The sequence below is a fragment of the Bradyrhizobium sp. AZCC 2289 genome (assembly GCF_036924615.1).
In the GTDB taxonomy this organism is placed as follows: domain Bacteria; phylum Pseudomonadota; class Alphaproteobacteria; order Rhizobiales; family Xanthobacteraceae; genus Bradyrhizobium.
Genome location: NZ_JAZHRY010000001.1, coordinates 3,508,726 through 3,530,199 on the forward strand (window position 1 = coordinate 3,508,726; position 21,474 = coordinate 3,530,199).

The following is a 21,474-nucleotide window of genomic DNA, read 5'->3' on the forward strand; positions in this document are numbered from 1 at the left end:
GCCTACTCCACGGTCTTGATCTTGGGATCGTGCATCAGATCCGGGTGGAAAATCAGCCGGTAGGTGCGGATCGCGATCAGCAGCACCGCGGAGACGTCGCCGGCCCAGGCGACGGCGAAGAACGGCCAGGTCGGCATGTGCATCTCGAAGGTGAGGACATTGTCGTAATAGGTGCCGCGCACCTTGTCGAACAGCGTCCAGGTCTGCACCGTCACCACGAACAGCAGCACCAGCGTCGCGAACACGTCGATCCAGCGCTGGTATTTCGGGCTGACATTGGCCCAGATCAGATCGACGGTGATGTGGCCGCCGCGATAGCTGGTGGCGGCGATGCCCCAGAAGATCAGGATGCCGAGCAGCATGCGCCCGATATCGAAGGAGTCCGGGATCGCGTAGTTGAGCGTATTGCGCAGGATGACCGAGATGAAGATGTTGAGCGCCACGATGCCGACGAAGCCGGCGGCGATCCATTCGATCGTATCGATAAAGCGATCCATAGACGCGCGATTCATGTCCCGAACATCCTGTTGCTCAACATCATTTGGTCGGTGAGGCTTGGCACCGTTACCTCTCCCGCTTGCGGGGGAGGCACGGGCCGCCTGCGGCGGCCGCTCTTGAATAGGAACGCCGAAGCGAAGCTTCGGCTATGGCGTAAGCGCCGGGTGGGGGCTCTCTCCACTCGAACAGTCTGACTCGTGTCGGCACCCCCACCCCAACCCTCCCCCGCAAGCGGGAGAGGGAGAGGAGCGTCGCTACTGCGCGAGCGCGTCGTATTTGGTCAGCGACGCGCGAAGTTCGGCCATCGCGGCGTCCGGATCGACGCCGGTCTTTTTCACGCCATCGCCCCAGCTCTTGACCAGCGGCTCGGCGGCCTTCTTCCACAGTGCGGTCTGGTCCGGCGTCAGCTTGTAGATCTCGTGACCTTCCTCGGCCCTGACCTTCTCGATACCGGCGTCTTCGAATTTGCCCCAGGGCTCGCCGACGCGGCCGGCGGCTTCAGTGTTGCAATTGTCGTCGATCGCCTTTTTCTGGCGGTCGGACATCTGGTTGTATTTGTCCTTGTTCATGACAAAGGCGAAGGTGGTGACGTAGAGCGGCGCATCCATGTGATACTTGGTCACCTTGTCGATGCCGAACAGCACCAGCGACCCCCACGGAAAGGTGACGGCGTCGGCGACGCCGCGCTCGATGATGTCGCGGACCTCCGGCGCGGAGGATTGCACGTTGGTGCCGCCGAGCTGGGTGATGAACGTCGCCATCGTGGCGTGGGCGGGGCGGATCTTCATGCCCTTGACGTCGTCGGGCACTACGATTTTCCTGGTCCGGGAGTGGAACGACGAGGGCGAATGGATGAAGGCCAGGCAGAACTTGACGTCCTTCATCTCCTTCTCGGCATATTTCCGGTACCAGGCGTCGAGCGCCATCGAGCCGCCCTTGGCGTCCGACATCAGGAACGGCAACTCGCCGGCTCCGATGATCGGGAAGCGGCCGGGCTGATAGCCCGGATTGATATAGGTGACGTCGGCGATGCCGTCGCGCGCCATGTCATAATGGTCGAACGCCTTGCCAAGCTGCTGGGCCGGGAAGACCTTGGACTTGATGGTGCCGTCGGATGCCTTCTCGACCGCGGCTCCCCAGTCTTCCAGCGCCTTTTGCAGCGGGTGCGACGCCGGCACCCAGTGCGACAGCTTCAGCTCGAAGGTTTTCTCCTGCGCGAACGCGGGCGTCACGCTGGCGGCCAGCAGCAACGCCAAGAACGTCTTCCTCATCGACATCTTCTCCCTCTTGTCAGACCTTTGACGGCCTTTTGCAATTATTGTTATATGTTATAATCATCATTGCAAGCTGACGACAGCCCGCAAGCCGGTTAAGTTCAAGCCTATAATATCGGGGGGAGCAAGTATTGCGGACAAAAGTAGCAATCATTGGCGGGGGGCCAGCCGGACTGTTGCTTGGGCAACTACTTCATGCCTACGGCATTGACAACCTGATTCTCGAGCGCCAGACGCCGGAATACGTGCTCGGCCGCATTCGCGCCGGCCTGCTCGAAGAGGGCACCGTGGCGCTGCTCGACCAGGTCGGCGCCGGCGCGCGTGCCCATCGCGAGGGCCTCATCCACCATGGCGTGGAGCTGGCCTTCGGCGGCGCGCGGCATCGCATCGACATGCATGCCCCGACCGGCAAGACGGTGATGATCTACGGCCAGACCGAGGTGACGCTCGACCTGATGAACGCGCGCAAGGCCGCCGGCCTCGCCACCGTCTATCAGGCCGCCGGCGTCGAACCGCATGATTTCGACAGCGACCATCCGCGCGTCAGCTACGTCAAGGACGGCGTTGCCTGCGAGATCGCCTGCGACTTCATCGCGGGCTGCGACGGTTTTCATGGCGTCAGCCGCGCCAGCGTCAAACCCTCGGCGATCCAGACCTTCGAGCGGATCTATCCGTTCGGCTGGCTCGGCATCCTGTCGGAGACGCCGCCGGTCAGCCACGAGCTGATCTATTCCAACCATGCGCGGGGATTTGCGCTCTGCACCATGCGCTCGGCCCACCGCAGCCGCTATTACGTGCAATGCCCGCTCGACGATCAAATCGATCAATGGCCGGACCAGCGGTTCTGGGACGAGTTGAAGAGCCGGCTGGACCAGAAGGCGGTCGACGAACTCGTCACCGGGCCGTCGATCGAGAAGAGCATTGCGCCGCTGCGCAGCTTCGTCGCCGAGCCGATGCGGTTCGGGCGGATGTTTCTGGCCGGCGACGCCGCGCATATCGTGCCGCCGACCGGCGCCAAGGGATTGAACCTCGCCGCCAGCGACGTGCATTATCTCTCGCAAGCATTGCGCGAATATTACGACGAGAAATCCTCCGCCGGCATCGACGGCTATTCGGCGAGAGCGCTGGCGCGGGTCTGGAAGGCGGTGCGGTTCTCGTGGTGGATGACCTCGATGCTGCACAAATTTCCCGACCAGGGCGAATTCGGCGCGCGGATCCAGTTGGCCGAGCTGGATTACCTGGTCAGCTCGAAAGCCGCGTCCGCCTCGCTGTCGGAGAATTATGTGGGGCTGCCGCTTTAGGGCAGTTTTGCTGAGGCGCCCGCCGCGTCATTGCGAGGAGCCAACGGGTCGCAATTACGGCGGGGGACCGTCACTCCGTTTTCAAACAGTCACCGAAATCCCGTTTAAAACTTTGTAGGCGGTGAAACCGTCACCGAGATCGCGTTCAATGGCGCATGTACCGCCAACACGCGAGCCGCTCATGACAACCGACACGCCCGTCATCACTGACGTTCCCGACGGCTTTGAGCCCCACTTCAGGAAAAGCCCGCTCACCGACCCCTGGGAGCCGCTTTATTCGAAGCGGACGGACAAGGCGGTGATCATCGGACTGCGGTTGGCCAGGCCGCACACCAACGGGCGCGGCCTGATTCACGGCGGACTGATTGCCGCACTCGCCGACAACGCGATGGGCCATAGCTGTGGGCATCGCATGGGTGGCGCGTCGTCGCTGGTGACGATCTCGCTCGCGGTCGACTTCATCGGTACCGCGCAGGTCGGGCAATGGCTCGCGGTCGAGACCGACGTGATCAAGACCGGCAGCACGATCTGCTTCGCGCAAAGCCTGATCAAGGCCGACGACGTCGTGATCGCGCGCGCCAACGGCACGTTCCGGGTGGTGCCGAAAAGAGATGCTGTCGTTCCGGGGCGCGAGTGAAACGAGCGAACCCGGAACCTCGAGATTCCGGGTTCGATGCTTCGCATCGCCCCGGAATGACGACCTAGCTGTGGGCTTTCAGGAGGTTGTCCATCTGGTCCGAACCGAGGAAGCTGAGGTTGCGAAGCTTCAGTGTTCCACGGAGAGACCAGATGAACAGCCATAAGAATGCTCCCCTGACGCCGAAAGGTCGAGAGGCCATGGTGCGGAGTGTGGCAGCGGGACTGAGCAAAGCGGCCGCCGCGCGCCAGTTCAACACCACGCCAAAGACCGTCGCCAAATGGGTCGGACGGTTCCGCGCAGGCGGTGTCGATGGTTTGCGCGACCGCTCCTCCAGGCCTCTTTCATTGCCAAGCCAAACGGCGCCCGCCACATGCGCCGTGGTTGAGGCCTTGCGCCGCCAGCGCTACACCGGCAAGCAGATCGCGGCCGAGGTCGGCGTGTCTCCGGCGACCGTCAGCCGCATCCTGCAGCGGCTCGGCATCAACAAGCTCTCGGCACTGGAGCCGGCCGAACCGGTGCGCCGGTACGAGCGCGAACACCCCGGCGAGATCATCCACATCGATATCAAAAAGCTGGGCCGTTTCGAGCAAGTCGGCCACCGCATCACCGGCGATCGCCAAAGCAAGAGCCGCAGGGTCGGTTGGGAATATCTGCACCTGGCAATCGACGACCATTCCCGCGTCGCCTATTCGGAAATCTTGCCCGATGAAAAACGTCGATCCTGCCTGAGCTTTCTCTTTAACGCGTTGCGCTTCTTCAGGGCCCATGGTGTCAAAGTCTATCGTGTCATGACCGACAACGGCACTAGCTTCCGATCCCGTCGTTACCCTAAGGCATTGCGCCTGCTCAAAATCAAGCACCTGCGCACTAAGCCCTATACGCCGAAAACCAACGGCAAGGCCGAGCGCTTCGTCCAAACCTCGTTGCGCGAATGGGCCTATGCCCAAGCCTATCTCACATCAGATCATCGGGCTCAGCACCTGCCGATCTGGCTGCATCGATATAACTGGCATCGACCACACAGCAGTCTAAAGTCCAAACCACCCATCAGCCGCCTCGGCTTGACCGAGGACAACCTGTTGAGGCTCCACACCTAGCCTACCCAAAATGCCAGTCGCTGGTCTCGGTCACGAGATCGATGAAGGTGCGCACCTTGGCCGACAACAGCCGCAACGTCGGATAGACGATGTGGATCGGCAGCGGCGGCACCTCGAATTTCGCCAGCACGATTTTGAGCCGCCCGGCCTTGAGTGATTCGGCCGCCTGATAGGCGAACACCCGGGTCAGGCCGCCGCCCTGCTCGGCGTACTGGACCGCGGCATCGGCGCTGTTGGTCGAAAAGCGCGGCGTGCAGGCAACGCGGAGCTCGCTTCCGTCCTCGACGAAGCGCCAGTCCGGCGACGCGGTCATGGCGCCGAACTGGATGGTGTCGTGCGCGGCAATGTCCGCGGGCCGCTTCGGCTCGCCGCGGCGTTTCAGATAGTCCTTTGCGGCCACCACGATCCGCCGCATCTCGCCGACGTGACGCCCGACCAGGGTCGAATCCGGGAGGTGACCGATCCGGACCGCAAGATCGACGCCGTCCTCCACCAGATTGATCACGCGATCCGACAGGCGCAGATCGACCGACACCTCCGGATAGCGCTTCAGATAGGCGGTCACGACCGGACTGACGTGAAGGCGCCCGAATCCGACCGGCGCGGAAACCACCAGCCGGCCGCCCGGCCGGGTCTGTTCGCCCTCGGCCGAACTTTCCGCCTCCTCGACATCGGCGAGGATGCGGCGTGCGCGCTCCAGATAGCGCGCACCGGCATCGGTGAGCGTCACCTGCCGCGTGGTCCGCTGCAGCAGCCGCGCGCCGAGGCGATCCTCCAGCGCCGCAACCAGCCGCGTCACGGCGGAAGGCGACAGCCGGAGCTTGCGCGCCGCGGGGGCAAATCCCTGCAGGTCGGCGACGGCGACAAAGGCCCGCATGGCGTCGATCCGGTCCATGGTATTGTTTCATATCTTGCAATAGTGAAGTGTCAATTGGCCTGATTGTTTAAATTCCCAAAGACTCCATCTTGAGGGGCAACGAGACGGCTTTGGTACTTCGGATTTGAGGGGGTTCAGATGTCAGACCTTCACACCTATTCCAGCGATGTCGCGTTCACCCCGGCGGTCAAGTCGATCCAGACCCGAAAGGGTTCGCGCGACGCCTACGCCGATGCCGAGCAGCGCGGCTGGCGCACGGAGATCGATGCAAACCTCGCCGGCTTCCTCGCGGAAACGAACAGCCTGTATTTTTCGACCGCCAGCGCAGACGGCCAGCCCTACATCCAGCATCGCGGCGGCCCGAAGGGTTTTGTCAAAATCCTGGACAAGAACACGATCGCGTTCGCCGACTACAGCGGCAATCGGCAGTACATCACGCAAGGCAATCTCTCTGAAAATCCGAAGGCGTATATCTTCGTGATGGACTATGCGCATCGCCGCCGGGTGAAGATCTGGGGCGAGGCGCGCGTGGTCGACGACGATCCGGCGCTGGTGCAATCGCTGATGCCGCAAGGCTACAAGGCGCGGCCCGAGCAGGTGATCCTGTTCAGGATCTCGGCGTGGGATACCAACTGCCCGCAGCACATCCCGCAAAAATTCGACGCCGCCGATGTGGCGGCCGCATTGGCGACGCGCGACGGCCGCATCGCCGAACTCGAGGCTGCATTGAAGGGCGGGGTATCCAGCGGGCAGCCCCTCTAAGACGACCACAAAAACCATTGTCGTCGCTGCGAAAGCAGGGACCCATTAGCACCGATGCTAGTGGCTGGAAAAGCCGCCTACCACAGCGCCTCTTCCGTCGGCCGCGGTGTATGGGTCCCCGCTCCCGTGCGCAATGCGCACTAGGCGGGGACGACAGACGACGCTCAGGCCGCCTGTTGCAGCGGTGCCCAGGCGAATTCCGGATAGTACTGCAGCATCATCCGGTCGACATAGGCGGTGAGATTTTCGAATTTTTCGGCCCGCTCCCGCAGTCTCGACTCGAAGAACGGCGTCAGTATCCCGGCCAGCGTGCCGAAAGCGGTGGCATCGGTGCCGCAGGGCACATCTCCCATCAGATATGGCTTGTCGCCGAGCTGGACCGACAGCGCAAACAGCGAACGTATGGCGAGGTCGACATCCTCTTCCGGCGCGTGGCGGCCGAGACCGCTCAAGAGATAGTTCTCGGCGACCCGGAACTGGGCGTCCTCGCGCAGTTTTTCGCGCAGATGCTCCGGTGCCCCATCGAAGAAATGTGCCGGCCCCTTGGCAAAGTTTTCGCCATCGACCCAGCGCGCCCCGACCAGCGCCCAATAGACATGGTGCTCGATCATGCGCTCGAACGCCCAGGCCTGGGCCCGCGCCTGCAGACTGAGCGGGGCGTCGAAATCGTAGCCGTATTTGCCCTCGATGTGCGCGCGAATGAAGGTCGAATCGGCCACACTCTCGGCATCATCGACGATATAGGGCAACTGCCCCTTGGGAGAGTTGGGCGGCTTCGCCTTTTCCTTGCGATAGGCCAGACCGGCCATCTTCAACTGGACCTCAGTCTTGGTCACAAAGGGGCTGATTTCGGGCAAGCCGAAGCCCGTGCCAAAGCCATAGAGGGTAATCATGTGGAGGCTCCCGATCTCTTGATATGATGCCCGACCCTAGCGCCCCCCTGCTGCCACCATGGTGTCAGCATGGGCGATCTCCGCCGCGAAGCGGGCCTTTTGCCCGATGCGGCGGGCGGCGTTCAGGACCATGGTTAGAAGGCGCTCATGGCCGAAAGCCCACATTGCGCTGAATGACCGCAAGGCCAGCGCTATCATCACCCAGCGCAGGTCGCCGGAGGCAAAGTGAAAGGCAATCAGGTGCTCCAGCACACAGGTCTGAGCCCGCTGGAATCCGAGTTCAGCAAGAATCATCATGGACAAATTCCCTTCAATTGAGGTGTTGTCCCGGTATAACCGCCGCCTGCTGCCAACATGCTGTCAGCAGCAGCGAGGCCAACCGCAAAAAAGAGACGTGTCATGCGACGTGCCGACCGGCTGTTTCAAATCATCCAGGTGCTCCGGCGCACCGGCAAACCGCTGACGGCGGATGCGATCGCGGCCGAGCTCGAGACCTCGAAGCGGACGATCTATCGCGACATCGCCACCCTGATCGAACAGCGCGTGCCGATTCGCGGCGAGGCCGGCATGGGCTACATCCTCGAAAAAGGATTCGACCTGCCGCCCTTGATGCTGACCCCCGATGAAATCGAGGCTTGCGTGCTCGGTGCACAATGGGTGGTCGGCCACGCCGATCCCGTGCTGGCGCGCGCCGCCCAGGATCTGATGGCGAAAATCGCCGACACGGTCACCGAGCGCTTGAGGCCGTTCGTGCTGGAGCCCGCAAGCCGCGCCCGCCCCAGCTGGAACCGGGAGCCCGACCGCATCGACATGGTGCGGACGCGGGCGCAGATTCACGAGGGCAAGAAGATCACGCTGAACTATCGCGACGAGCACGGCCGCGACTCCGAGCGCACCATTTGGCCAATTGCCGTCGGCTATCATGAGACGGTGCGGCTGTTGGCGGCGTGGTGCGAGCTGCGCAAGGATTTTCGCAGTTTCCGCACCGACCGCGTCGTCGAGGCGGTGTACCACGACGAAAAATACCCGGAGCGGCGCGATCTGCTGCGCGCCCGATGGCGCAGGAGCCTGGTCTGGGAGGCTCCGAAAGATACCTGATGGCCGGCCGCTTCATTCCGCGCTAGAGCAGGCCCCATGGAGAACAGCGGTCCCGCCATCGGCGTCGAAAGCCCCTGCCAGGCCTGCGGTGCCTGTTGCAGCTATTCGCAGAACTGGCCGCGCTTCACCACCGAGGATGACGCAGCGCTCGACCTGATCCCGGAAAAATTCGTCAACGACAGACTGTCGGGGATGCGCTGCGACGGCGATCGCTGTTCGGCGCTGTCAGGCAAGGTCGGTGTCGCGACGTCCTGCACGATCTATGCGGTGCGGCCCGAGGTCTGCCGGACCTGCATGCCCGGCGATGCCGAATGCGCGATGGCGCGGCGAAGGCATGGATTGCCCTCCGATGTCGTCCCGGCCTTGAGCCGGGACCCAGCCACCAAAGCGAATTATTGAATGCAGGCGTCAGCCACTTGAATGCAGGCGTCAGCCACGTCGCCTCACCGCTAGATCACGCGGTATGGGTCCCGGCCTTCGCCTGGCCTTCGCCGGGACGACGGCTGTGGGTATTTACGCCGTCACAGCTTCCGCGACATCCTCGTCGTCGACATCGTCCTCGACCCGCGCGAAGGTCGAGAGCGGCTTGGTCGAGAGCGTGATCGGCTTGCGGTGGCCGTAGGACGACGGCGTGGAGCGTGCGGCCGGTGCACGGGACAGTGCGTAGAGGGTCGAGCCGACGCGGCCGCCCAACTGGATCAAATCGCGTTCGCTGCAGCTGGCCGCGATCGCCAGCGCCAGCGAATGCAAATGGCTGCGGCGATAGCAGAACAGCGCCAGCATGGCCCGGACTTCGGAAGAAACGCTCTCCACGAGGACGGGCAGGCCGTTGGCGTTGGCGCGGTACATTTCGCCGAGCAATTCCTCCCGGACCGGACAGAAATCGTTCTCGAAGGCGTCGCGGCTTGAAAACATTGGAGTTCCCCCTGGTGCGGAAGATGCAGTGCAATGTTCTAACGAAAGGTTAACCAAGGGCTGCAGTAGTCACCCGGGGTGTTTGCGGGGTGCTTGCCAGTTGCAGCCGAATCGGAGCCGCGGTGCCGCATCTGATTCGCGGGTCAGATCGCATGCGCCTTCATCCACCGCGCGACCGCCTCCCCGATGTCAGGCCCGGAATCTTCCTGGATGAAATGCGAACCGGGGACCGTCACCTCGGTCTGGTTCTGCCACTTCCGGCAGAACTCCCGGACGGGCCCGATCAGGATCGCGCCCGGTTCGGCGTTGACGAACAGTTTTGGCAGGTCGTTTTCGGCCATCCATGTCGAGCCGTGGCGGTTCGTGAATGTATCAGGGCTGGCGGGCGACCGGCACAGTGTTCGGATGAGGCGCGAAAGCTGCGGCTACCAGCCGTTCAACTGGCGAACAGGACCACGGCGAGAAGAACCACGGGCAGAGCGCCAATGCTGATCACCGCCATATTAAAAACGGCCTCGTTCTCTAGAGCGGAGAGACCGCGCTGCTTGAGCCGCAAAAAGCAGTGGCTTGGCGCTGCTTCGGTAGTGCGAGGCGGCGGCGTTTCGAGCTTTGGAACGGCGGTGGTGGGTGGTTCATGGTTTCGCGGAAGCCCCACGCGCGCTGCCCGCGCCGCAAGCGGAGAGTTCCCGCGCCGTGCTGTCCAAATGCGGTCCGAATGCAAGATCGGGGCTAACCAGCCCGGACCGCTTCCGAAAGCCCCTTGCATCCGGCGCTCACTCCTGGTCCCGGGCTGACGCATGGATATTCCCCTGCACTAACTATATACCCGCAGGGGAGACATGCACGTAGTTTTGCAACCGATCCGCAGTTTGGCACAATCTGCATACTCGACTTGAAAGGTTGAACCGGCGATCGCCAAGAAGCCTGAAACTGCGCCGCCGAGTGGTACCGGCGCGGGCCGTGGTCAGAACTTCTACAATTCTCACTGCAGCCTAAAGAGTTCGAGAACGTCCGCGTTCGTATATGGATGACGCGCTCTGTCCGGCTATCGGGTTCCGCATCGACTTGGGGATTTGACGGTCCGGGCGCGACGCCAAATCGGTTTTACGCCGAAGGTAGTCAGCATGGTCGAAATGATGCAGTTGATCGCCGGGACGAACTGGATCGTGCTCGCTTTTGCGGCACTGATCTTCGACATTCCACGATATACGTTTTCCTTGCTTTCTCTCTCGCTGCTGGGGCTGACCAGAAGACCTCAGAAAGACGATGCATTGGTCAGAGCTTCGGTCACCGTGATCGTGCCGACTTTCAATGGCGGCTCCGGTCTGGGCGTTTCTATCGCCTCGCTCCGACAACAGACATTGCAACCGCTTGAGATCATCGTAGTTGATGACGGTTCTACTGACGAAACTCGCGCGACGGCGGAGCGGGCGCGCGCGCTTGGCTTGGTCGACATGGTCATTTGCCACGGCACGCGCTGTGGCCGGAGCGCCGCCATAAACGCAGCGGCCCGGTTCGCCACCGGCGACCTGCTGTTGACAGTGGACGCAGACACGATTTTCGAGCCAACTGCCGTGGCGCGCCTTGCGTCCGCTTTCAACGACCCGCGCGTCGCCGGTGCGAGCTGCAACATTGCAATCAGCAATGATCGCCACTCGCTGTGGACAGGGCTTCAAAGCATCGAATACTTGATGTCGATAAGTGCCGGTAGAACGATACTTGACATTGTGGGTGCGATCGCCTGCCTTTCCGGCGCTTGCTCGATGTACCGCCGCGATGTGTTCGTCCAGCAAGGTGGGCTCGACGTCGGCCCCGGAGAAGATCTGGAATTCAGTCTGCGCCTGCGCCGTCTGGGTTATCTCGTCCGTTTCGTACCGGAGGCGTGGGCGGAAACGGCAGGCCCGGTCGGGGGTATCGGTCTCCTGCGCCAGCGCGCGCGCTGGGATCGCGATGCCCTGCGAATTCGCTTCATGATGTACGGCGAGTTGCGGTTCTTCCACCGGCTTGAACGGTTGCCGGATACACTTCAAAGACTGGACTTCATCCTTTTCGATCTCGTTCCGACGCTCAGTCTGCCATTCTATCTCGTCTACCTTGTGGCACTATTCGGCGCCGATGCGGTTCTGTTTCTCGCCGCGATCTACATTCTGCTTCTTTGGATCTCGCTCTTTAACCTGGCGCTTGCGTTTGTCCTGTTCAACCGGTCTTCCGGACTGTTTAGCCTTGGAGCATCCCTGATCTTTCCATTCTACCAAGGCGTCTATTTGAAGTGTGCCCGGTTCTTCTCCTACTCCTCAGAGATCCTCTTCGCGACTTCCAGGCACGATGACTTCGTGCCGCCACGCGTGCGCCGCGCGCTGTTTGCTGACCGGACTTGAAGGATCAGGTTCATGAACGTCACCATGAACAGGCTCGATCCGAACGTTCCCGATCCCGTCGAAAGCCGGAGGCGCGCTGCCGGACGGCTTGTGCGCATCGTCTATGCGACGAGCGTATTCGGGGTGCTCGCCTTCTTTGTCATCTACTTCGGCGCCCCGCTGGTATACCTAAGCGGTCCCGGAACTGTCTCCGCGCCGGCGCACGTCGTTTCGCTTCCCTATCTCGTGCAAGTCAGGGCCGTGAATGCGGCGCGCGGCGCTGCGGTCAAGGCAGGCGAAGAGATCGGGCTGGTGCGGTCGCCCGAACAGGACAATATCGTCGCCACCTATATGCGCGGATTGTCCGACATCGCGAGCCGCAGATCGCAACTGCGGGTCGAGGCGCGGGTGGCGCAGGAAACGCTTGAAGCGGCGAGAGCCTACAAGGAACTGACCGAGGCTGCCGCCGACCAGATTGAAGGATCGCAAGCCGGGAGCCTGACGTTTCGTCTGGAAATGCACCGCGAGCGTGCAGCGGCGCGCAAGGCCGTCATCTCGCAAGAGGCGATGGTCGCGGAGGCCGTCACCCAATTGGCCGACCTGGACGAGTTTGCGCAACAGCTTCGCGACCGCCTCGATGAGGTCGAGCGGAATTTCGCCGGGGGGCGAGTACTGGCGCCCATCAGCGGCATCGTTTCGACAAATCTTGCAACTGTTGGACAATCCCTGGTGGCCGGTACTCCGATCGCCGAAATCCTCGATCCGACCGATGTCTATGTCGATTGGCACATTCCGAACGCCCGCTTGGTGGAGCCCGAGGTCGGCAATGAAGTGCTCGTGCTGTTCGGCAACCGCCGCATTTCAGGACGGATTGCGGAAATTCTCCCAATTTCCGATGTGTACCCCGCAAAGCAGCAACTGTTTGCGCGTGACCGTCCCTCTACCCAGATTGCGCGCATTCGCTTCACTCCCGAGGTTGCGCCGCCGCCGCTCAATTCAACGGTCTATGTTCACATGTTCTACACGGACGTCACCTATCGCGCCGCCACCGCGTTGGTGCGTCTGCTCGGTCTTCAATAGGCGCGTTGCTAATTGTCGAGAGGCGCGGCTGGTGCAAATCAGGGCAGATCAATCACTTTGTCCGGTGTGTAAATCCGCTCGCCTGGAGCTTTTCCCGATCCTCCATCACATGATCTGCGCTTTTGTCGGACCGTCATATGACTTTGTCGAGAAGGAAGCCGGTTACACCTGTCCGAAATGTCAGCGCGACATCGTATCCGGTGACGAGACGTGCGAGATCGTCGGCGCAAGCGCCCGGTGCGCCAACTGTTTCAAGGAAATGGTGGTATCCCCGACCATCGAGGCCCCCGGCCTGCCGGATTGCATGTAGGCGCGATAGCTCCGCGGTCAACTTGCAAAAACGAAGAAGATCAAGAGCACCACGGGCAGAAGGCCGAAGTTGCAAGGCGGGCACAAAAGCTGGCCGCGCACCGCCGTTACCGCATTTGATCGTAGGCGTCGGCGAGGAAATGATCGAAGCTCTCGATCCGAATGAGGCCAAGACGCGGATATTCCATATCGGTCACGATGTAGAGCGCAACGGTCAAGGTTCCTGCAAAGATCACCATGTGTATCCAACTGTGCCCTGCGCTCGCGGCCATCCCGAACCCGGCGAGCAGTGAGCACCCCAGACCAAGGCCAAACAGCATAAAGTAGATGATCTGCGGTGGGTGCTTTTCGGCGGCACCTGCACGCTGACGTGCAACCTCGAAGAGGCTATTCAGGGCTGGCAGCGACAAACCGCATGCGGGACGGTAGTTCGGTTGTGAGCAAGCCGCCACCGCCGCGTCCCATAGCTGGTTCTTGAGTTCCAGAAGCTTCTTTTCCTGCTGGTCCGAGAAATCTTCCGCTCGCTGGAGCAGCAAGAAATCATGCGCCATTCGATACAGATCGGCCCGGGCGCGGATGTATTCTTTGAGGCTGCTCCGGAGCCTGTGTGCGTCGTCTCCGCCGAATAGGTCCAGGCGGTCATGCGCAGTCGTGGCCGCCGTCGCTTCCTGAATGACCAACTGACGGCGGTCATCGAAGCGTTGCAGCGCACCAGAGATCGTGAATGCCAGCAGTAGACCCATCAAGCCGAATATTGCACCCTCGACGGTCGCCAACCCTCCGGTGCCCTCGGTGCCGCTCCGCTTGCGATACCGCAAGCCGAGGTGCTGACCCAAACTCAGCAAGATGAGTGAGCCGACAAAAAACAAGGCGGCAATGGCTACGGCAAACAACATGAAGATCATTATCGATCTCCATTACAGGACGGCCCGCCTCACGCCGCCAAGTATGGCTGCCAATCATGCAAGCACTAGGGCGGACTTCCCACGTTGCTGCTCTTACAATTTTTTCCGGTTCCCCTGGCGCCGGGGGATCGCGGGACCGCCCGTCATCCGCGTATCGGGCGGCAGCGTTTTTCATTTTTGCTGCATCGCTTTATGCTGCCAAATCCGCAGGATGAGGCCGATGAGCGAGTTGGAACAGGCGTGGGCGGCATGGCCGGCGCTTGGCCGCCCCGATAGAAGCGGGTTTCTAGGGCCCCCGCCGCTCATTTCATTCGCGTCCACCCTCCCCCTCCAGCGGAGGGTAAGATAAAGCAAGCGACGCGATACCCCTGAGACCAGGAAATGTCTTTCACCATCTCCGACCTTCGCCAGCGTCCAGAATTCTTCGACACAGTGGCGAAGCGGATCTGGGAGGCGTGGTGGGAAGCCAGCGGTACGCCGCCCGACACTATTTCCGGGCGCCTGTGCGAAAACATGGACGCCGCGCCGATTCCGTTCGCGCTGGTCGCGCATGATGGCGGGACATTCCTCGGAACGTCGTCGGTGATCGCCTCCGATCTCGCGGAGCGGCCGCAACTGACGCCATGGATCGCCGCCGTCTGGGTGGAGGAGGCCGCGCGCCGGCACGGTGTCGGCGCGGCACTGGTCGACCGCGCGGCGCAGGATTGTTTTGCGCTCGGTGTCAGCCGCGTCCATCTCTGCGCGCGGCCGCGGATGACGCGTTTCTACGAAGCGCTGGGCTGGACCATATCCGAACGAAAGGTCGGGCCGCACCAGATGAGCGTGTTTTTCCGGGACGCTTAATTCGCCGCCATGAAGATCGACAGGCCGAAGCCGGTGAGATGATGCAGCGCCTGGTCGACGCCGATCAGCGTCCAGAACCACGGATGCTCCTGCTCCAGCGTCACGCCGAAGCGCGACGCGCAAATCCCCTTGGCGCGGTCGACCGTGATGTGAATGGCGAAATCGATCAGCGCGACGAACCAGAACCGCGGCGCAACGATCAGGATCAGCGCCATAGCCACGGCGAAATGCACCAGACAGTGCGCCAGCAGCGGCATCGCCCAGCCGGTCTTTTGATCCTTGCCGATCGCCATCCACGATGTTTGCAGCACGAAATCGGCGATGATGTGCTTCACCGTGAGAAGCAACATCCAACCCACCAGCAAACCAACCGGGACCGACGACGACATGGAAGGAAACAACAAAGCTGACGCCCTTTGCTCGGACAGAAGAGGTGGCAAAAAAACCGGTGGTCTAGGCTGTCAGCGCAATTTTTTTCTCAAACCCGGACAAATTGAACGTTGCCGTTATTTATGGCATCTCCCGGAGCGGAATGCACCTGTAGGTCGCACGAAATACACATGGTGTGGCCGAACGGCGATACCACGGCCACGCGCATGGCTTTCGCCGGTAAGGTTACCTCCGGGCCGGTTTGCAATCCGGCCGGGGCGGGATATTATTGCGCGCAGGCAAATTATCGTTCTTTTTTAGGCATTTACAAATTCTTTCGGACGGCCTGCGGCGCCGCGATGGCGGCAAGACGTCCCCGACAGGGTGTGAGCCATGAGCGCCGAAGCCCCAACGCCGCATCCGGAAACGCCGCCTCCCCGCTCGCGGGTCGTCAAAAGCAACCGCTCGCAGATCATCCTGTTTTCCATCCTGACGCTGATTCTGACCGCCGTTACCGTGTGGGGCGGCCGGGTCTGGCTGCGCAATTCCGAAACGCTGGTCTTTGCCGTCGGCGAGGCCAACGGTCCCGAGGCCCGTTTCGCCGCCAGGCTTGCCGCGCTGCTGAAGAACAATTCGTCGCGGCTGCGGCTCAAGATTGTACCCAACGGCGACAATACCAAGGCGCTTGCGCAGTTCGACCGCAAGGAAGCCAATCTGGCCATCCTGCGCACCGACGCCAAGATCCCGGCCCGCGCGCGCGCGCTTGCGATCCTCGAACATGACGTGGTGCTGGTGCTGACCCCCGGCGGCAGGAAGATCAAATCCGTCGCCGATTTGAAGAAAAAGAAGATCGCCGTGCTTGCCGACGGCGAAAACAGCGTCGCGTTTGTCCGCACTGTTCTCGAACTCTCGGATAACGCCGACGCCGCGTCCCGGGTCCAGATGGCCCCGCCCAATACGACCTTCGACAAGCTTTTTGCGTCAGGCTTCGGCGCCGTGATCGCGATCGCACACGCCTCGAAGATGATGAAGGACAAGAGCTACGAGCAATATGCCAAGCACGGCGGCTTTACCCTGAACGCGATCGACGCGGCGAAAGCGCTGGCCAGGAAATATCCGGCGCTCTCCGAAGAGACGGTGGCGACCGGCATGCTGTCCTCCTCGCCGGCGGTCCCCGACGACGACGTCGATACCATCGGGCTCGAGTGGCTGCTGGTCGCGCAATCCAGGCTGTCGACGACCACCGCGGGCGACCTCGCGCGCATCATCTACGAGAACAAGGCCGAGCTTGCGCTGGACGATGGCTTCGCCTCCAAGATCGAACCCGCTGAAACCGACAAGGACGCCTTTATCATCGCGCATCAGGGGGCCGCCGAATACATCAACGACGACACCAAGTCGTTCATGGATCGCTACAGCGACGTGATGTATCTGGGTGCGGCGGCATTGAGCGTCATCGGTTCGATCTTCGCCGGCATCTACACCAAGGTCACGCGGGTCGCGCCCGAGAAGGCCGGCGAGCTTGCAACTGCCATCCTCGATATCGGCGAGCGGATGGAGTACGCCAAAACCCTCGATGCGCTCGACGAGCTGCAGGACGAACTTGAGGGGATATTGCGCGGCGCGGTGATAGGCCTGCGCGACGGCACTATCTCGAGCGACGGGCTGGACACGTTCAAGCTCGGCTATGAATTCGTCCGCGACGAGATCAGCATGCGCCGCGACCATCTGAAGCGGCACCCACCATCCCAGGACGACAATGTGGTTGCTGTGAAGACCGCGCAGAGCGCGTAGGGAACACTCCGCCCGCGCAAAACAAAAATGCCGGCGTATCGCCGGCATTTTTTCTCCTCAAGCGCATTCAAGCAAGCTCACGCGTGTTGCGAGAGCCAAATGTTGATGTCAGCAGCCCGCTGAAGCAGCTCGATGCGTTTCATAATGTCATCGCGTTCGCTTCCGCTTGGCAGCCTGGCGGCTTCGGCCTCAAGCCTTAGCTTGTGCTCTTCCAGTCGCTGCTCGAATGAATGCGGCTCAGATCGTTTTCTCATCGGATAATCTCGGTGGTTGGAGACCAGGACTGTTGGCCCAGCGGTCGAGCTGGTCGATGATTTTTTGATGGCTCGGCCGCCGCGGCTTTGGTGCCTCCGGCTCGTCTGAAAGTTTGCGGGGTAGCTTGACGGGGTCAGTCATGGCGTCCTCCCAAGACAAAAATATAGCCCGCCAAGCGCCGGATACAAGGTAATAAGTCATTGTTTTTACTTGAGTATTTTGCTAAATTGACACAGTTGCCTCAATTGATGGAACCGACGTCGAGTTGCCTCGTTTAGCAAATTACTCAATTGGCTAACTTTGGGTGCGTCACCATGAGCGAGATGCGTGGAGAGCGACTGCAGGTCATGCTGTCTCCGGAGGAACTGGCCTTAGTCGATGATTTTCGTTTCCAACACCGCATGCCGACCCGGGCGGCGGCCGTGCGCGAGCTGTTGAGACATGGGCTGGGAGTTGGCGGCGCCGACGGCGTCTCGGGTGTGAAGTCCGCCAATTATGGCGTCTTCAACCGCGGGCCGGATGGGCACACGCAGGGCAGCCCCGAAGCGGCGGAATAGCTACGGCGCGTTGGCTGCAAGCGGAAGCGTCCAACCGCGAAAGAAAAACGGCCCCGGTGCTGCTGCGCCGGGACCGTCTTTACTGCCGAACACGCGAAACTCGCGGCGTGGTCAAACGATCGGCACGCCGTAATAATCATTGACCGCGCGCGTCCGGGTCAGGTCGCCCCAGTTCCACTCATTGTCGTTGCCGTATTTCGGCGCGCCGCGAAGCTGCTTTTCGGTAACGCCGGTGACGTATCCGCCGAGGCGGGTGTCGTATTTGAGTGACTGCCACGGTAGCGGATAGTGATCGTTGCCGAGTCCCAGGAATCCGCCAAAGCCCAGCACCGCGTACGATACCTTGCCACTGGCCTTGTCGATCATCACGCGCTCGATCGATCCGATCTTGTTGCTGTCAGCGCCGTACACCGCCGTGCCTTCCACTTTGTCGCTACCAATCAGGGTTCCTGTCTCGTTTGTGTCGATTGCCATTTGAGGCCTCCGTGTTTACGCGATGAGATTTTGCAACCGACAGCAAACACGATTGTTCCTGCGCCGGCATGACTCCATGTCTTGCGGCGCCTTTTTCCCTCATCGGATCGCGAGTCGCTTCCCGGGAAACGGAGTGCTTGGGATCACCCGGCCGCGGCGTTTGTGGCGGCAGGCACCCGCGCCCGGATCTCCGCGATCTTGCGCTTCAGTGCGACCTGGCGCGGATCGGGCAGCGCCGCCGCACGCGCTTCGGTAATCGCGCCGGCAAGATCGGGCAAGGGAAGCACACCGTCGAAGGTCGGCTTGGCGAGGCCGTCGATGATCGCATTCCAGTCCGCGATGCCCTGGCGATAGGGGTCGCCATAGCCCTCGATCATGCCCGCGGTCTGCACAATCGTGGATGCGGCCGCCGGCTGCTTGGTCAGGCTGCGGTCGATCATGTGCAGCCAGCGCTCGACCCAGACCCGCTCCTTGGTATAGCGCACCGAGTACCGCCGCCAGCGCTTCAGCGACGCCTCGAGCTTCAATCGGCGAATTCCCAGCCGGCTTGCGGCGCTGAAGCTGATCGAAACCGGCTTGTGCAGCCAGCCCACCCATTCAAGCGCATCGAGCACGTACTCGGCGACAATGGCGGGGAGCGCGCTGATCAGTTCGTCCAGCCGGAATTTCCTGACATCGCGGGTTGATTGAAGCTGCGGATTGCCGGCGGCGTCAGTGATTTCGGCAAGCTTCAATTGCGCGATCCGGATCGGATCTTCGTAGCCCATGCGCGCAGCCATCAGCCGCGCGATCTCGCCCAGCATCGCATCATCGACGCCGCGGCGGCCGACGAACCGCCGCAACCGGTCGACATAGAGCTGAGCGTACGCCGTACTCTGATAGTCGATCAGCGTATGGATGGCGTCGCTGGCCACCGGCGCAACCGCTTCCGGCAATCCCTCCGGGAGAAACGGCGGCGTATCGTCCTCCTCGCCGATCAGATCGGCGAACAGATAACGCAGCGAAGACAGAACGCCGTCGTCTGACACTGTCGCGCTCCCAGTACTCAAGCCGGCTTCGCTTCGGCGTTTTTTGCAATCTGCTGCGCCAACCGCTTTTCCAGCGCGTCGAGGTTCTGAAACAGCCGGGCGCTGGCGAGACGAAGGAAGTAGAAGCCGAAGGCGGGATTCTGCACGTAAAGCTCCTCGACCTTGCTGTAGCTGACGCTCAGGATGCGACCGGCCTCGATGCATTCGAGCGACTGGGTTCGCGTGTTCGACGGCGACAGCATGCCGAGCTCGCCGACGATGGCGCCGACCGGCAATTCGATGCCGGACTCGACCAACCGGAAGCGGCCGCTGACGATATAGAGCATGTCTTCGGCCTTCTCGTCCTTGTAGAACAGGACTTCCCCGGCCGCGCAATTGCGCTCGGTCATGAACGGCTTCAGCCAATCCATCGACAGATCGCTGTTGACGGATTTCTTCACGTCGCGGACCAGCTGCAGCATCTGGTGCAGCCGATACGAATTGACCATCAGCATCACCGCCTGCACCACCATGACCAGATAATTATGGATCGGAATGGCCGTCGCGAACAGGACGACGTTGGCGAGAATACCGAACACCCGCAACGGGATCATTGTCCGCATCGTCGTGGTGGCGACCACGAAGATTGACGCGAAAAGTGCGCCGGCGGTTCCGGCGTGTTCTGCCAGATGGGACGTATCCATGGGAGCCAACCAATTCTAACCAGTGAATGTTTTCGCGATTCCGTATCCGCCGCGCTGCCATCGTAATGTTGACGGGCATCTTTTGATATACGGGGAAAAAACGACGTTTTGTCGGGATTCTCACAGATCCCGGCCAATTTTCCTGCCAACCTTGCCGGGCGGCGGCGTCCGAACCGGCGAGGTCCGGCGTCGCCGCTGACGGCGCCGGCCGGTCGCCGCCGGCAACGCCCTTCTCCGGCCGTCGTTGACGGCCCTCCCGGGGGCGGGCACCTTGCCGGACCGGCCACGCTTTGGCATGACCGCTAACAGCTTTTTTGCACCGATCAGGCGCCATTCCCCGATGTCCAAGCGGCTCGTTCACCCGGCTCTGGCCCAGTTCATCACCGCAATGGCGGGCCGCAACATGACCAACGCGGCCTATGTCGCGGTGACGATCGGCGTCGGCATGATGGTGATGCTGACGGTCACCCCGGCCTATGAGGCGGCGCATCACTGGGTCGATGCTGTCTTGTGGGGCTGCCTCGCCTACTTCGTGTTCGAATGGGTGGTGCGGCTGCGCCACGCCGTGCTGTTGCAACGCGGATGGGCCTATGCGCTGTCCGGGCGCGGGCTGGTCGACGCCGCCGGTGCGGTCGCAGTGCCGTTGGCGATCGTCTGCGGCGTCGACCCCAAGACGGCGTGGCTGCTGAGCATCTTGTGGGTGCTCAAAGTGGTTCCGGGAATTCCCGGACTGCGGCAATTGCGCCGCGTGCTGGTGCAGGAATCCGGCCCGCTGTTGAGCGTGCTGGTGATCTTCCTGACGGTGGTGTTTCTCGCCTCGGTCGCCGAATATTTCCTGGAACACGACGTCCAGCCGGCCACTTTCGGCAGCGTGCCGGATGCGCTGTGGTGGGCGGTCGTGACATTGACGACGACCGGGTATGGCGACGTGGTGCCGATCACACCGCTCGGCCGCCTGGTGGCCGCGCTGGTCATGATCTCGGGCCTCGGCGTGTTCGGGCTCTGGACCGGCATCCTCGCCACCGGTTTCGCCGCGGAAACACGCCGCGACAATTTCCTCAAGACCTGGGAATCCGTCAGCAAGGTTCCGTTCTTCGCCGCCCTCGGCCCGGCCGCGATCGCCGACGTGACCCACATGCTGCGCACCATGGATCTGCCGCCGCGCACCATGATCATCCGCAAGGGCCAGACCGGCGACTGCATGTATTTCATCGCCGCCGGCGAAGTCGAGGTCGATCTGCCCGGCAAGAAGGTGGCGCTCGGCGAAGGCGCGTTCTTCGGCGAGATGGCACTGCTCGGCAATAATCTGCGCTCCGCCAATATCACCACCACGCGGCTGTCGAAGCTTCTGGTGCTCGACCTCGTCGACTTCCGCCTCTTGATGGCGCGGCATCCCGATCTCGCCGAAACCATCGACGCCGAGGCCAAGCGGCGCGCGCTGGAAAACAAATAACAATGGAGAAAA

General features: G+C 61.9%; 26 protein-coding genes. 13 read left to right on the forward strand and 13 right to left on the reverse strand.

Annotated features, from left to right (window positions below):
* Positions 1 to 2: 2 nt before the first annotated feature.
* Both V1289_RS16850 and V1289_RS16855 read right to left on the reverse strand, forming a co-directional pair.
* Entirely contained in the window at positions 3 to 512 is a 510-nt protein-coding gene (locus tag V1289_RS16850) for a TRAP transporter small permease (protein WP_334397937.1), read from the reverse strand.
* A 240-nt stretch (positions 513 to 752) separates the two neighbouring features.
* Positions 753 to 1,769, reverse strand: coding sequence for a TRAP transporter substrate-binding protein (locus V1289_RS16855; protein WP_334397938.1), 1,017 nt, complete (start codon positions 1,767 to 1,769; stop codon positions 753 to 755).
* Between the two features lie 134 nt (positions 1,770 to 1,903).
* On the opposite strand from V1289_RS16855, the gene pobA reads away from it, so the two are divergent.
* The 3 genes from pobA (at position 1,904) to V1289_RS16870 (ending at position 4,810) form a co-directional block, all read left to right on the forward strand.
* Positions 1,904 to 3,073 (forward strand): 4-hydroxybenzoate 3-monooxygenase, encoded by a 1,170-nt coding sequence (pobA, locus tag V1289_RS16860; protein ID WP_334397939.1) that lies wholly within the window; start codon positions 1,904 to 1,906, stop codon positions 3,071 to 3,073.
* 181 nt (positions 3,074 to 3,254) lie between these two features.
* Positions 3,255 to 3,710, forward strand: a complete 456-nt coding sequence (locus tag V1289_RS16865) for a PaaI family thioesterase (protein ID WP_334397940.1) — start codon at positions 3,255 to 3,257, stop codon at positions 3,708 to 3,710.
* A gap of 152 nt (positions 3,711 to 3,862) precedes the next feature.
* Positions 3,863 to 4,810 (forward strand): IS481 family transposase, encoded by a 948-nt coding sequence (locus tag V1289_RS16870; protein WP_334397941.1) that lies wholly within the window; start codon positions 3,863 to 3,865, stop codon positions 4,808 to 4,810.
* A 1-nt stretch (position 4,811) separates the two neighbouring features.
* Here the strand turns inward: V1289_RS16870 and V1289_RS16875 are convergent, their stop codons facing one another.
* On the reverse strand, positions 4,812 to 5,705 hold the full coding sequence (locus V1289_RS16875) for a LysR family transcriptional regulator (protein ID WP_334397942.1): 894 nt from the start codon (positions 5,703 to 5,705) through the stop codon (positions 4,812 to 4,814).
* 120 nt (positions 5,706 to 5,825) lie between these two features.
* Here V1289_RS16875 and V1289_RS16880 point away from each other — a divergent pair, with 120 nt between their 5' ends.
* Positions 5,826 to 6,449 (forward strand): pyridoxamine 5'-phosphate oxidase family protein, encoded by a 624-nt coding sequence (locus V1289_RS16880; RefSeq protein ID WP_334397943.1) that lies wholly within the window; start codon positions 5,826 to 5,828, stop codon positions 6,447 to 6,449.
* Positions 6,450 to 6,613: 164 nt separating this feature from the next.
* Here V1289_RS16880 and V1289_RS16885 read toward each other — a convergent pair whose 3' ends face one another.
* Positions 6,614 to 7,342: a glutathione S-transferase family protein gene (locus V1289_RS16885; protein ID WP_334397944.1), complete on the reverse strand. Its 729-nt coding sequence runs from the start codon at positions 7,340 to 7,342 to the stop codon at positions 6,614 to 6,616.
* A gap of 36 nt (positions 7,343 to 7,378) precedes the next feature.
* On the reverse strand, positions 7,379 to 7,639 hold the full coding sequence (locus tag V1289_RS16890; RefSeq protein ID WP_334397945.1) for a hypothetical protein: 261 nt from the start codon (positions 7,637 to 7,639) through the stop codon (positions 7,379 to 7,381).
* Between the two features lie 102 nt (positions 7,640 to 7,741).
* Between V1289_RS16890 and V1289_RS16895 the strand changes: the two genes are divergently transcribed.
* A complete protein-coding gene (locus V1289_RS16895; RefSeq protein WP_334397946.1) occupies positions 7,742 to 8,440 on the forward strand; it encodes a helix-turn-helix transcriptional regulator in 699 nt (232 codons plus the stop codon).
* Between the two features lie 36 nt (positions 8,441 to 8,476).
* Complete coding sequence (locus V1289_RS16900) at positions 8,477 to 8,839, forward strand: YkgJ family cysteine cluster protein (RefSeq protein WP_334397947.1); 363 nt, start codon at positions 8,477 to 8,479, stop codon at positions 8,837 to 8,839.
* 114 nt (positions 8,840 to 8,953) lie between these two features.
* On the opposite strand, the gene V1289_RS16905 is transcribed toward V1289_RS16900, so the two are convergent.
* Positions 8,954 to 9,355, reverse strand: coding sequence for a hypothetical protein (locus tag V1289_RS16905; protein ID WP_334397948.1), 402 nt, complete (start codon positions 9,353 to 9,355; stop codon positions 8,954 to 8,956).
* 143 nt (positions 9,356 to 9,498) lie between these two features.
* Entirely contained in the window at positions 9,499 to 9,696 is a 198-nt protein-coding gene (locus V1289_RS16910) for a hypothetical protein (protein WP_334397949.1), read from the reverse strand.
* A gap of 783 nt (positions 9,697 to 10,479) precedes the next feature.
* On the opposite strand from V1289_RS16910, the gene V1289_RS16915 reads away from it, so the two are divergent.
* From V1289_RS16915 to V1289_RS49760, 3 genes are read left to right on the forward strand one after another with little or no spacing between them, the layout of a single operon-like run.
* Entirely contained in the window at positions 10,480 to 11,733 is a 1,254-nt protein-coding gene (locus V1289_RS16915; protein WP_334397950.1) for a glycosyltransferase family 2 protein, read from the forward strand.
* A 12-nt stretch (positions 11,734 to 11,745) separates the two neighbouring features.
* Positions 11,746 to 12,792 carry an HlyD family secretion protein gene (locus tag V1289_RS16920; protein WP_334397951.1) on the forward strand — a complete coding sequence of 349 codons (1,047 nt, stop codon included), beginning with the start codon at positions 11,746 to 11,748 and terminating at the stop codon, positions 12,790 to 12,792.
* Positions 12,719 to 13,102 (forward strand): hypothetical protein, encoded by a 384-nt coding sequence (locus tag V1289_RS49760; RefSeq protein WP_442896019.1) that lies wholly within the window; start codon positions 12,719 to 12,721, stop codon positions 13,100 to 13,102. Before V1289_RS16920 ends, V1289_RS49760 begins: the two co-directional genes overlap by 74 nt.
* 106 nt (positions 13,103 to 13,208) lie before the next feature.
* On the opposite strand, the gene V1289_RS16925 is transcribed toward V1289_RS49760, so the two are convergent.
* Complete coding sequence (locus V1289_RS16925) at positions 13,209 to 14,006, reverse strand: bestrophin-like domain (protein ID WP_334397952.1); 798 nt, start codon at positions 14,004 to 14,006, stop codon at positions 13,209 to 13,211.
* Between the two features lie 381 nt (positions 14,007 to 14,387).
* Between V1289_RS16925 and V1289_RS16930 the strand changes: the two genes are divergently transcribed.
* Positions 14,388 to 14,849 carry a GNAT family N-acetyltransferase gene (locus V1289_RS16930; RefSeq protein ID WP_334397953.1) on the forward strand — a complete coding sequence of 154 codons (462 nt, stop codon included), beginning with the start codon at positions 14,388 to 14,390 and terminating at the stop codon, positions 14,847 to 14,849.
* On the opposite strand, the gene V1289_RS16935 is transcribed toward V1289_RS16930, so the two are convergent.
* Positions 14,846 to 15,199, reverse strand: coding sequence for a DUF3307 domain-containing protein (locus tag V1289_RS16935; protein WP_334397954.1), 354 nt, complete (start codon positions 15,197 to 15,199; stop codon positions 14,846 to 14,848). The genes V1289_RS16930 and V1289_RS16935 overlap by 4 nt on opposite strands.
* 412 nt (positions 15,200 to 15,611) lie before the next feature.
* Here V1289_RS16935 and V1289_RS16940 point away from each other — a divergent pair, with 412 nt between their 5' ends.
* A complete protein-coding gene (locus V1289_RS16940; RefSeq protein ID WP_334397955.1) occupies positions 15,612 to 17,012 on the forward strand; it encodes a TAXI family TRAP transporter solute-binding subunit in 1,401 nt (466 codons plus the stop codon).
* Positions 17,013 to 17,249: 237 nt separating this feature from the next.
* On the opposite strand, the gene V1289_RS16945 is transcribed toward V1289_RS16940, so the two are convergent.
* A complete protein-coding gene (locus tag V1289_RS16945) occupies positions 17,250 to 17,408 on the reverse strand; it encodes a hypothetical protein (protein ID WP_334397956.1) in 159 nt (52 codons plus the stop codon).
* A gap of 173 nt (positions 17,409 to 17,581) precedes the next feature.
* On the opposite strand from V1289_RS16945, the gene V1289_RS16950 reads away from it, so the two are divergent.
* Entirely contained in the window at positions 17,582 to 17,824 is a 243-nt protein-coding gene (locus tag V1289_RS16950; protein WP_334397957.1) for a hypothetical protein, read from the forward strand.
* A 111-nt stretch (positions 17,825 to 17,935) separates the two neighbouring features.
* Here V1289_RS16950 and V1289_RS16955 read toward each other — a convergent pair whose 3' ends face one another.
* The 3 genes from V1289_RS16955 to V1289_RS16965 all read right to left on the reverse strand — a co-directional run bounded on the left by V1289_RS16955 (position 17,936) and on the right by V1289_RS16965 (position 20,009).
* Positions 17,936 to 18,298 carry a PRC-barrel domain-containing protein gene (locus V1289_RS16955; RefSeq protein WP_334397958.1) on the reverse strand — a complete coding sequence of 121 codons (363 nt, stop codon included), beginning with the start codon at positions 18,296 to 18,298 and terminating at the stop codon, positions 17,936 to 17,938.
* Positions 18,299 to 18,441: 143 nt separating this feature from the next.
* Positions 18,442 to 19,326, reverse strand: coding sequence for a DUF6537 domain-containing protein (locus V1289_RS16960; protein ID WP_334397959.1), 885 nt, complete (start codon positions 19,324 to 19,326; stop codon positions 18,442 to 18,444).
* Between the two features lie 17 nt (positions 19,327 to 19,343).
* On the reverse strand, positions 19,344 to 20,009 hold the full coding sequence (locus V1289_RS16965) for a Crp/Fnr family transcriptional regulator (RefSeq protein ID WP_334397960.1): 666 nt from the start codon (positions 20,007 to 20,009) through the stop codon (positions 19,344 to 19,346).
* Positions 20,010 to 20,349: 340 nt separating this feature from the next.
* On the opposite strand from V1289_RS16965, the gene V1289_RS16970 reads away from it, so the two are divergent.
* Positions 20,350 to 21,462 carry a cyclic nucleotide-gated ion channel gene (locus V1289_RS16970; RefSeq protein ID WP_334397961.1) on the forward strand — a complete coding sequence of 371 codons (1,113 nt, stop codon included), beginning with the start codon at positions 20,350 to 20,352 and terminating at the stop codon, positions 21,460 to 21,462.
* Positions 21,463 to 21,474: the final 12 nt, after the last annotated feature.

Bases quoted from the DNA above. Each gene is read 5' to 3' on its own strand.
- V1289_RS16900 (WP_334397947.1), top strand. From the start codon at position 8,477: ATGGAGAACAGCGGTCCCGCCATCGGCGTCGAAAGCCCCTGCCAGGCC.
- V1289_RS16940 (WP_334397955.1), top strand. From the start codon at position 15,612: ATGAGCGCCGAAGCCCCAACGCCGCATCCGGAAACGCCGCCTCCCCGC.
- V1289_RS16850 (WP_334397937.1), bottom strand. From the start codon at position 512: ATGAATCGCGCGTCTATGGATCGCTTTATCGATACGATCGAATGGATC.
- V1289_RS16955 (WP_334397958.1), bottom strand. From the start codon at position 18,298: ATGGCAATCGACACAAACGAGACAGGAACCCTGATTGGTAGCGACAAA.
- V1289_RS16875 (WP_334397942.1), bottom strand. From the start codon at position 5,705: ATGGACCGGATCGACGCCATGCGGGCCTTTGTCGCCGTCGCCGACCTG.
- V1289_RS16925 (WP_334397952.1), bottom strand. From the start codon at position 14,006: ATGATCTTCATGTTGTTTGCCGTAGCCATTGCCGCCTTGTTTTTTGTC.
- V1289_RS16950 (WP_334397957.1), top strand. From the start codon at position 17,582: ATGAGCGAGATGCGTGGAGAGCGACTGCAGGTCATGCTGTCTCCGGAG.
- V1289_RS16930 (WP_334397953.1), top strand. From the start codon at position 14,388: ATGTCTTTCACCATCTCCGACCTTCGCCAGCGTCCAGAATTCTTCGAC.
- V1289_RS16855 (WP_334397938.1), bottom strand. From the start codon at position 1,769: ATGAGGAAGACGTTCTTGGCGTTGCTGCTGGCCGCCAGCGTGACGCCC.
- V1289_RS16915 (WP_334397950.1), top strand. From the start codon at position 10,480: ATGGTCGAAATGATGCAGTTGATCGCCGGGACGAACTGGATCGTGCTC.
- V1289_RS16885 (WP_334397944.1), bottom strand. From the start codon at position 7,342: ATGATTACCCTCTATGGCTTTGGCACGGGCTTCGGCTTGCCCGAAATC.
- V1289_RS16910 (WP_334397949.1), bottom strand. From the start codon at position 9,696: ATGGCCGAAAACGACCTGCCAAAACTGTTCGTCAACGCCGAACCGGGC.
- V1289_RS16935 (WP_334397954.1), bottom strand. From the start codon at position 15,199: ATGTTGCTTCTCACGGTGAAGCACATCATCGCCGATTTCGTGCTGCAA.
- V1289_RS16870 (WP_334397941.1), top strand. From the start codon at position 3,863: ATGAACAGCCATAAGAATGCTCCCCTGACGCCGAAAGGTCGAGAGGCC.
- V1289_RS49760 (WP_442896019.1), top strand. From the start codon at position 12,719: ATGTTCACATGTTCTACACGGACGTCACCTATCGCGCCGCCACCGCGT.
- V1289_RS16905 (WP_334397948.1), bottom strand. From the start codon at position 9,355: ATGTTTTCAAGCCGCGACGCCTTCGAGAACGATTTCTGTCCGGTCCGG.
- V1289_RS16945 (WP_334397956.1), bottom strand. From the start codon at position 17,408: ATGACTGACCCCGTCAAGCTACCCCGCAAACTTTCAGACGAGCCGGAG.
- V1289_RS16920 (WP_334397951.1), top strand. From the start codon at position 11,746: ATGAACGTCACCATGAACAGGCTCGATCCGAACGTTCCCGATCCCGTC.
- V1289_RS16890 (WP_334397945.1), bottom strand. From the start codon at position 7,639: ATGATGATTCTTGCTGAACTCGGATTCCAGCGGGCTCAGACCTGTGTG.
- V1289_RS16970 (WP_334397961.1), top strand. From the start codon at position 20,350: ATGTCCAAGCGGCTCGTTCACCCGGCTCTGGCCCAGTTCATCACCGCA.
- V1289_RS16895 (WP_334397946.1), top strand. From the start codon at position 7,742: ATGCGACGTGCCGACCGGCTGTTTCAAATCATCCAGGTGCTCCGGCGC.
- V1289_RS16965 (WP_334397960.1), bottom strand. From the start codon at position 20,009: ATGGATACGTCCCATCTGGCAGAACACGCCGGAACCGCCGGCGCACTT.
- V1289_RS16880 (WP_334397943.1), top strand. From the start codon at position 5,826: ATGTCAGACCTTCACACCTATTCCAGCGATGTCGCGTTCACCCCGGCG.
- V1289_RS16865 (WP_334397940.1), top strand. From the start codon at position 3,255: ATGACAACCGACACGCCCGTCATCACTGACGTTCCCGACGGCTTTGAG.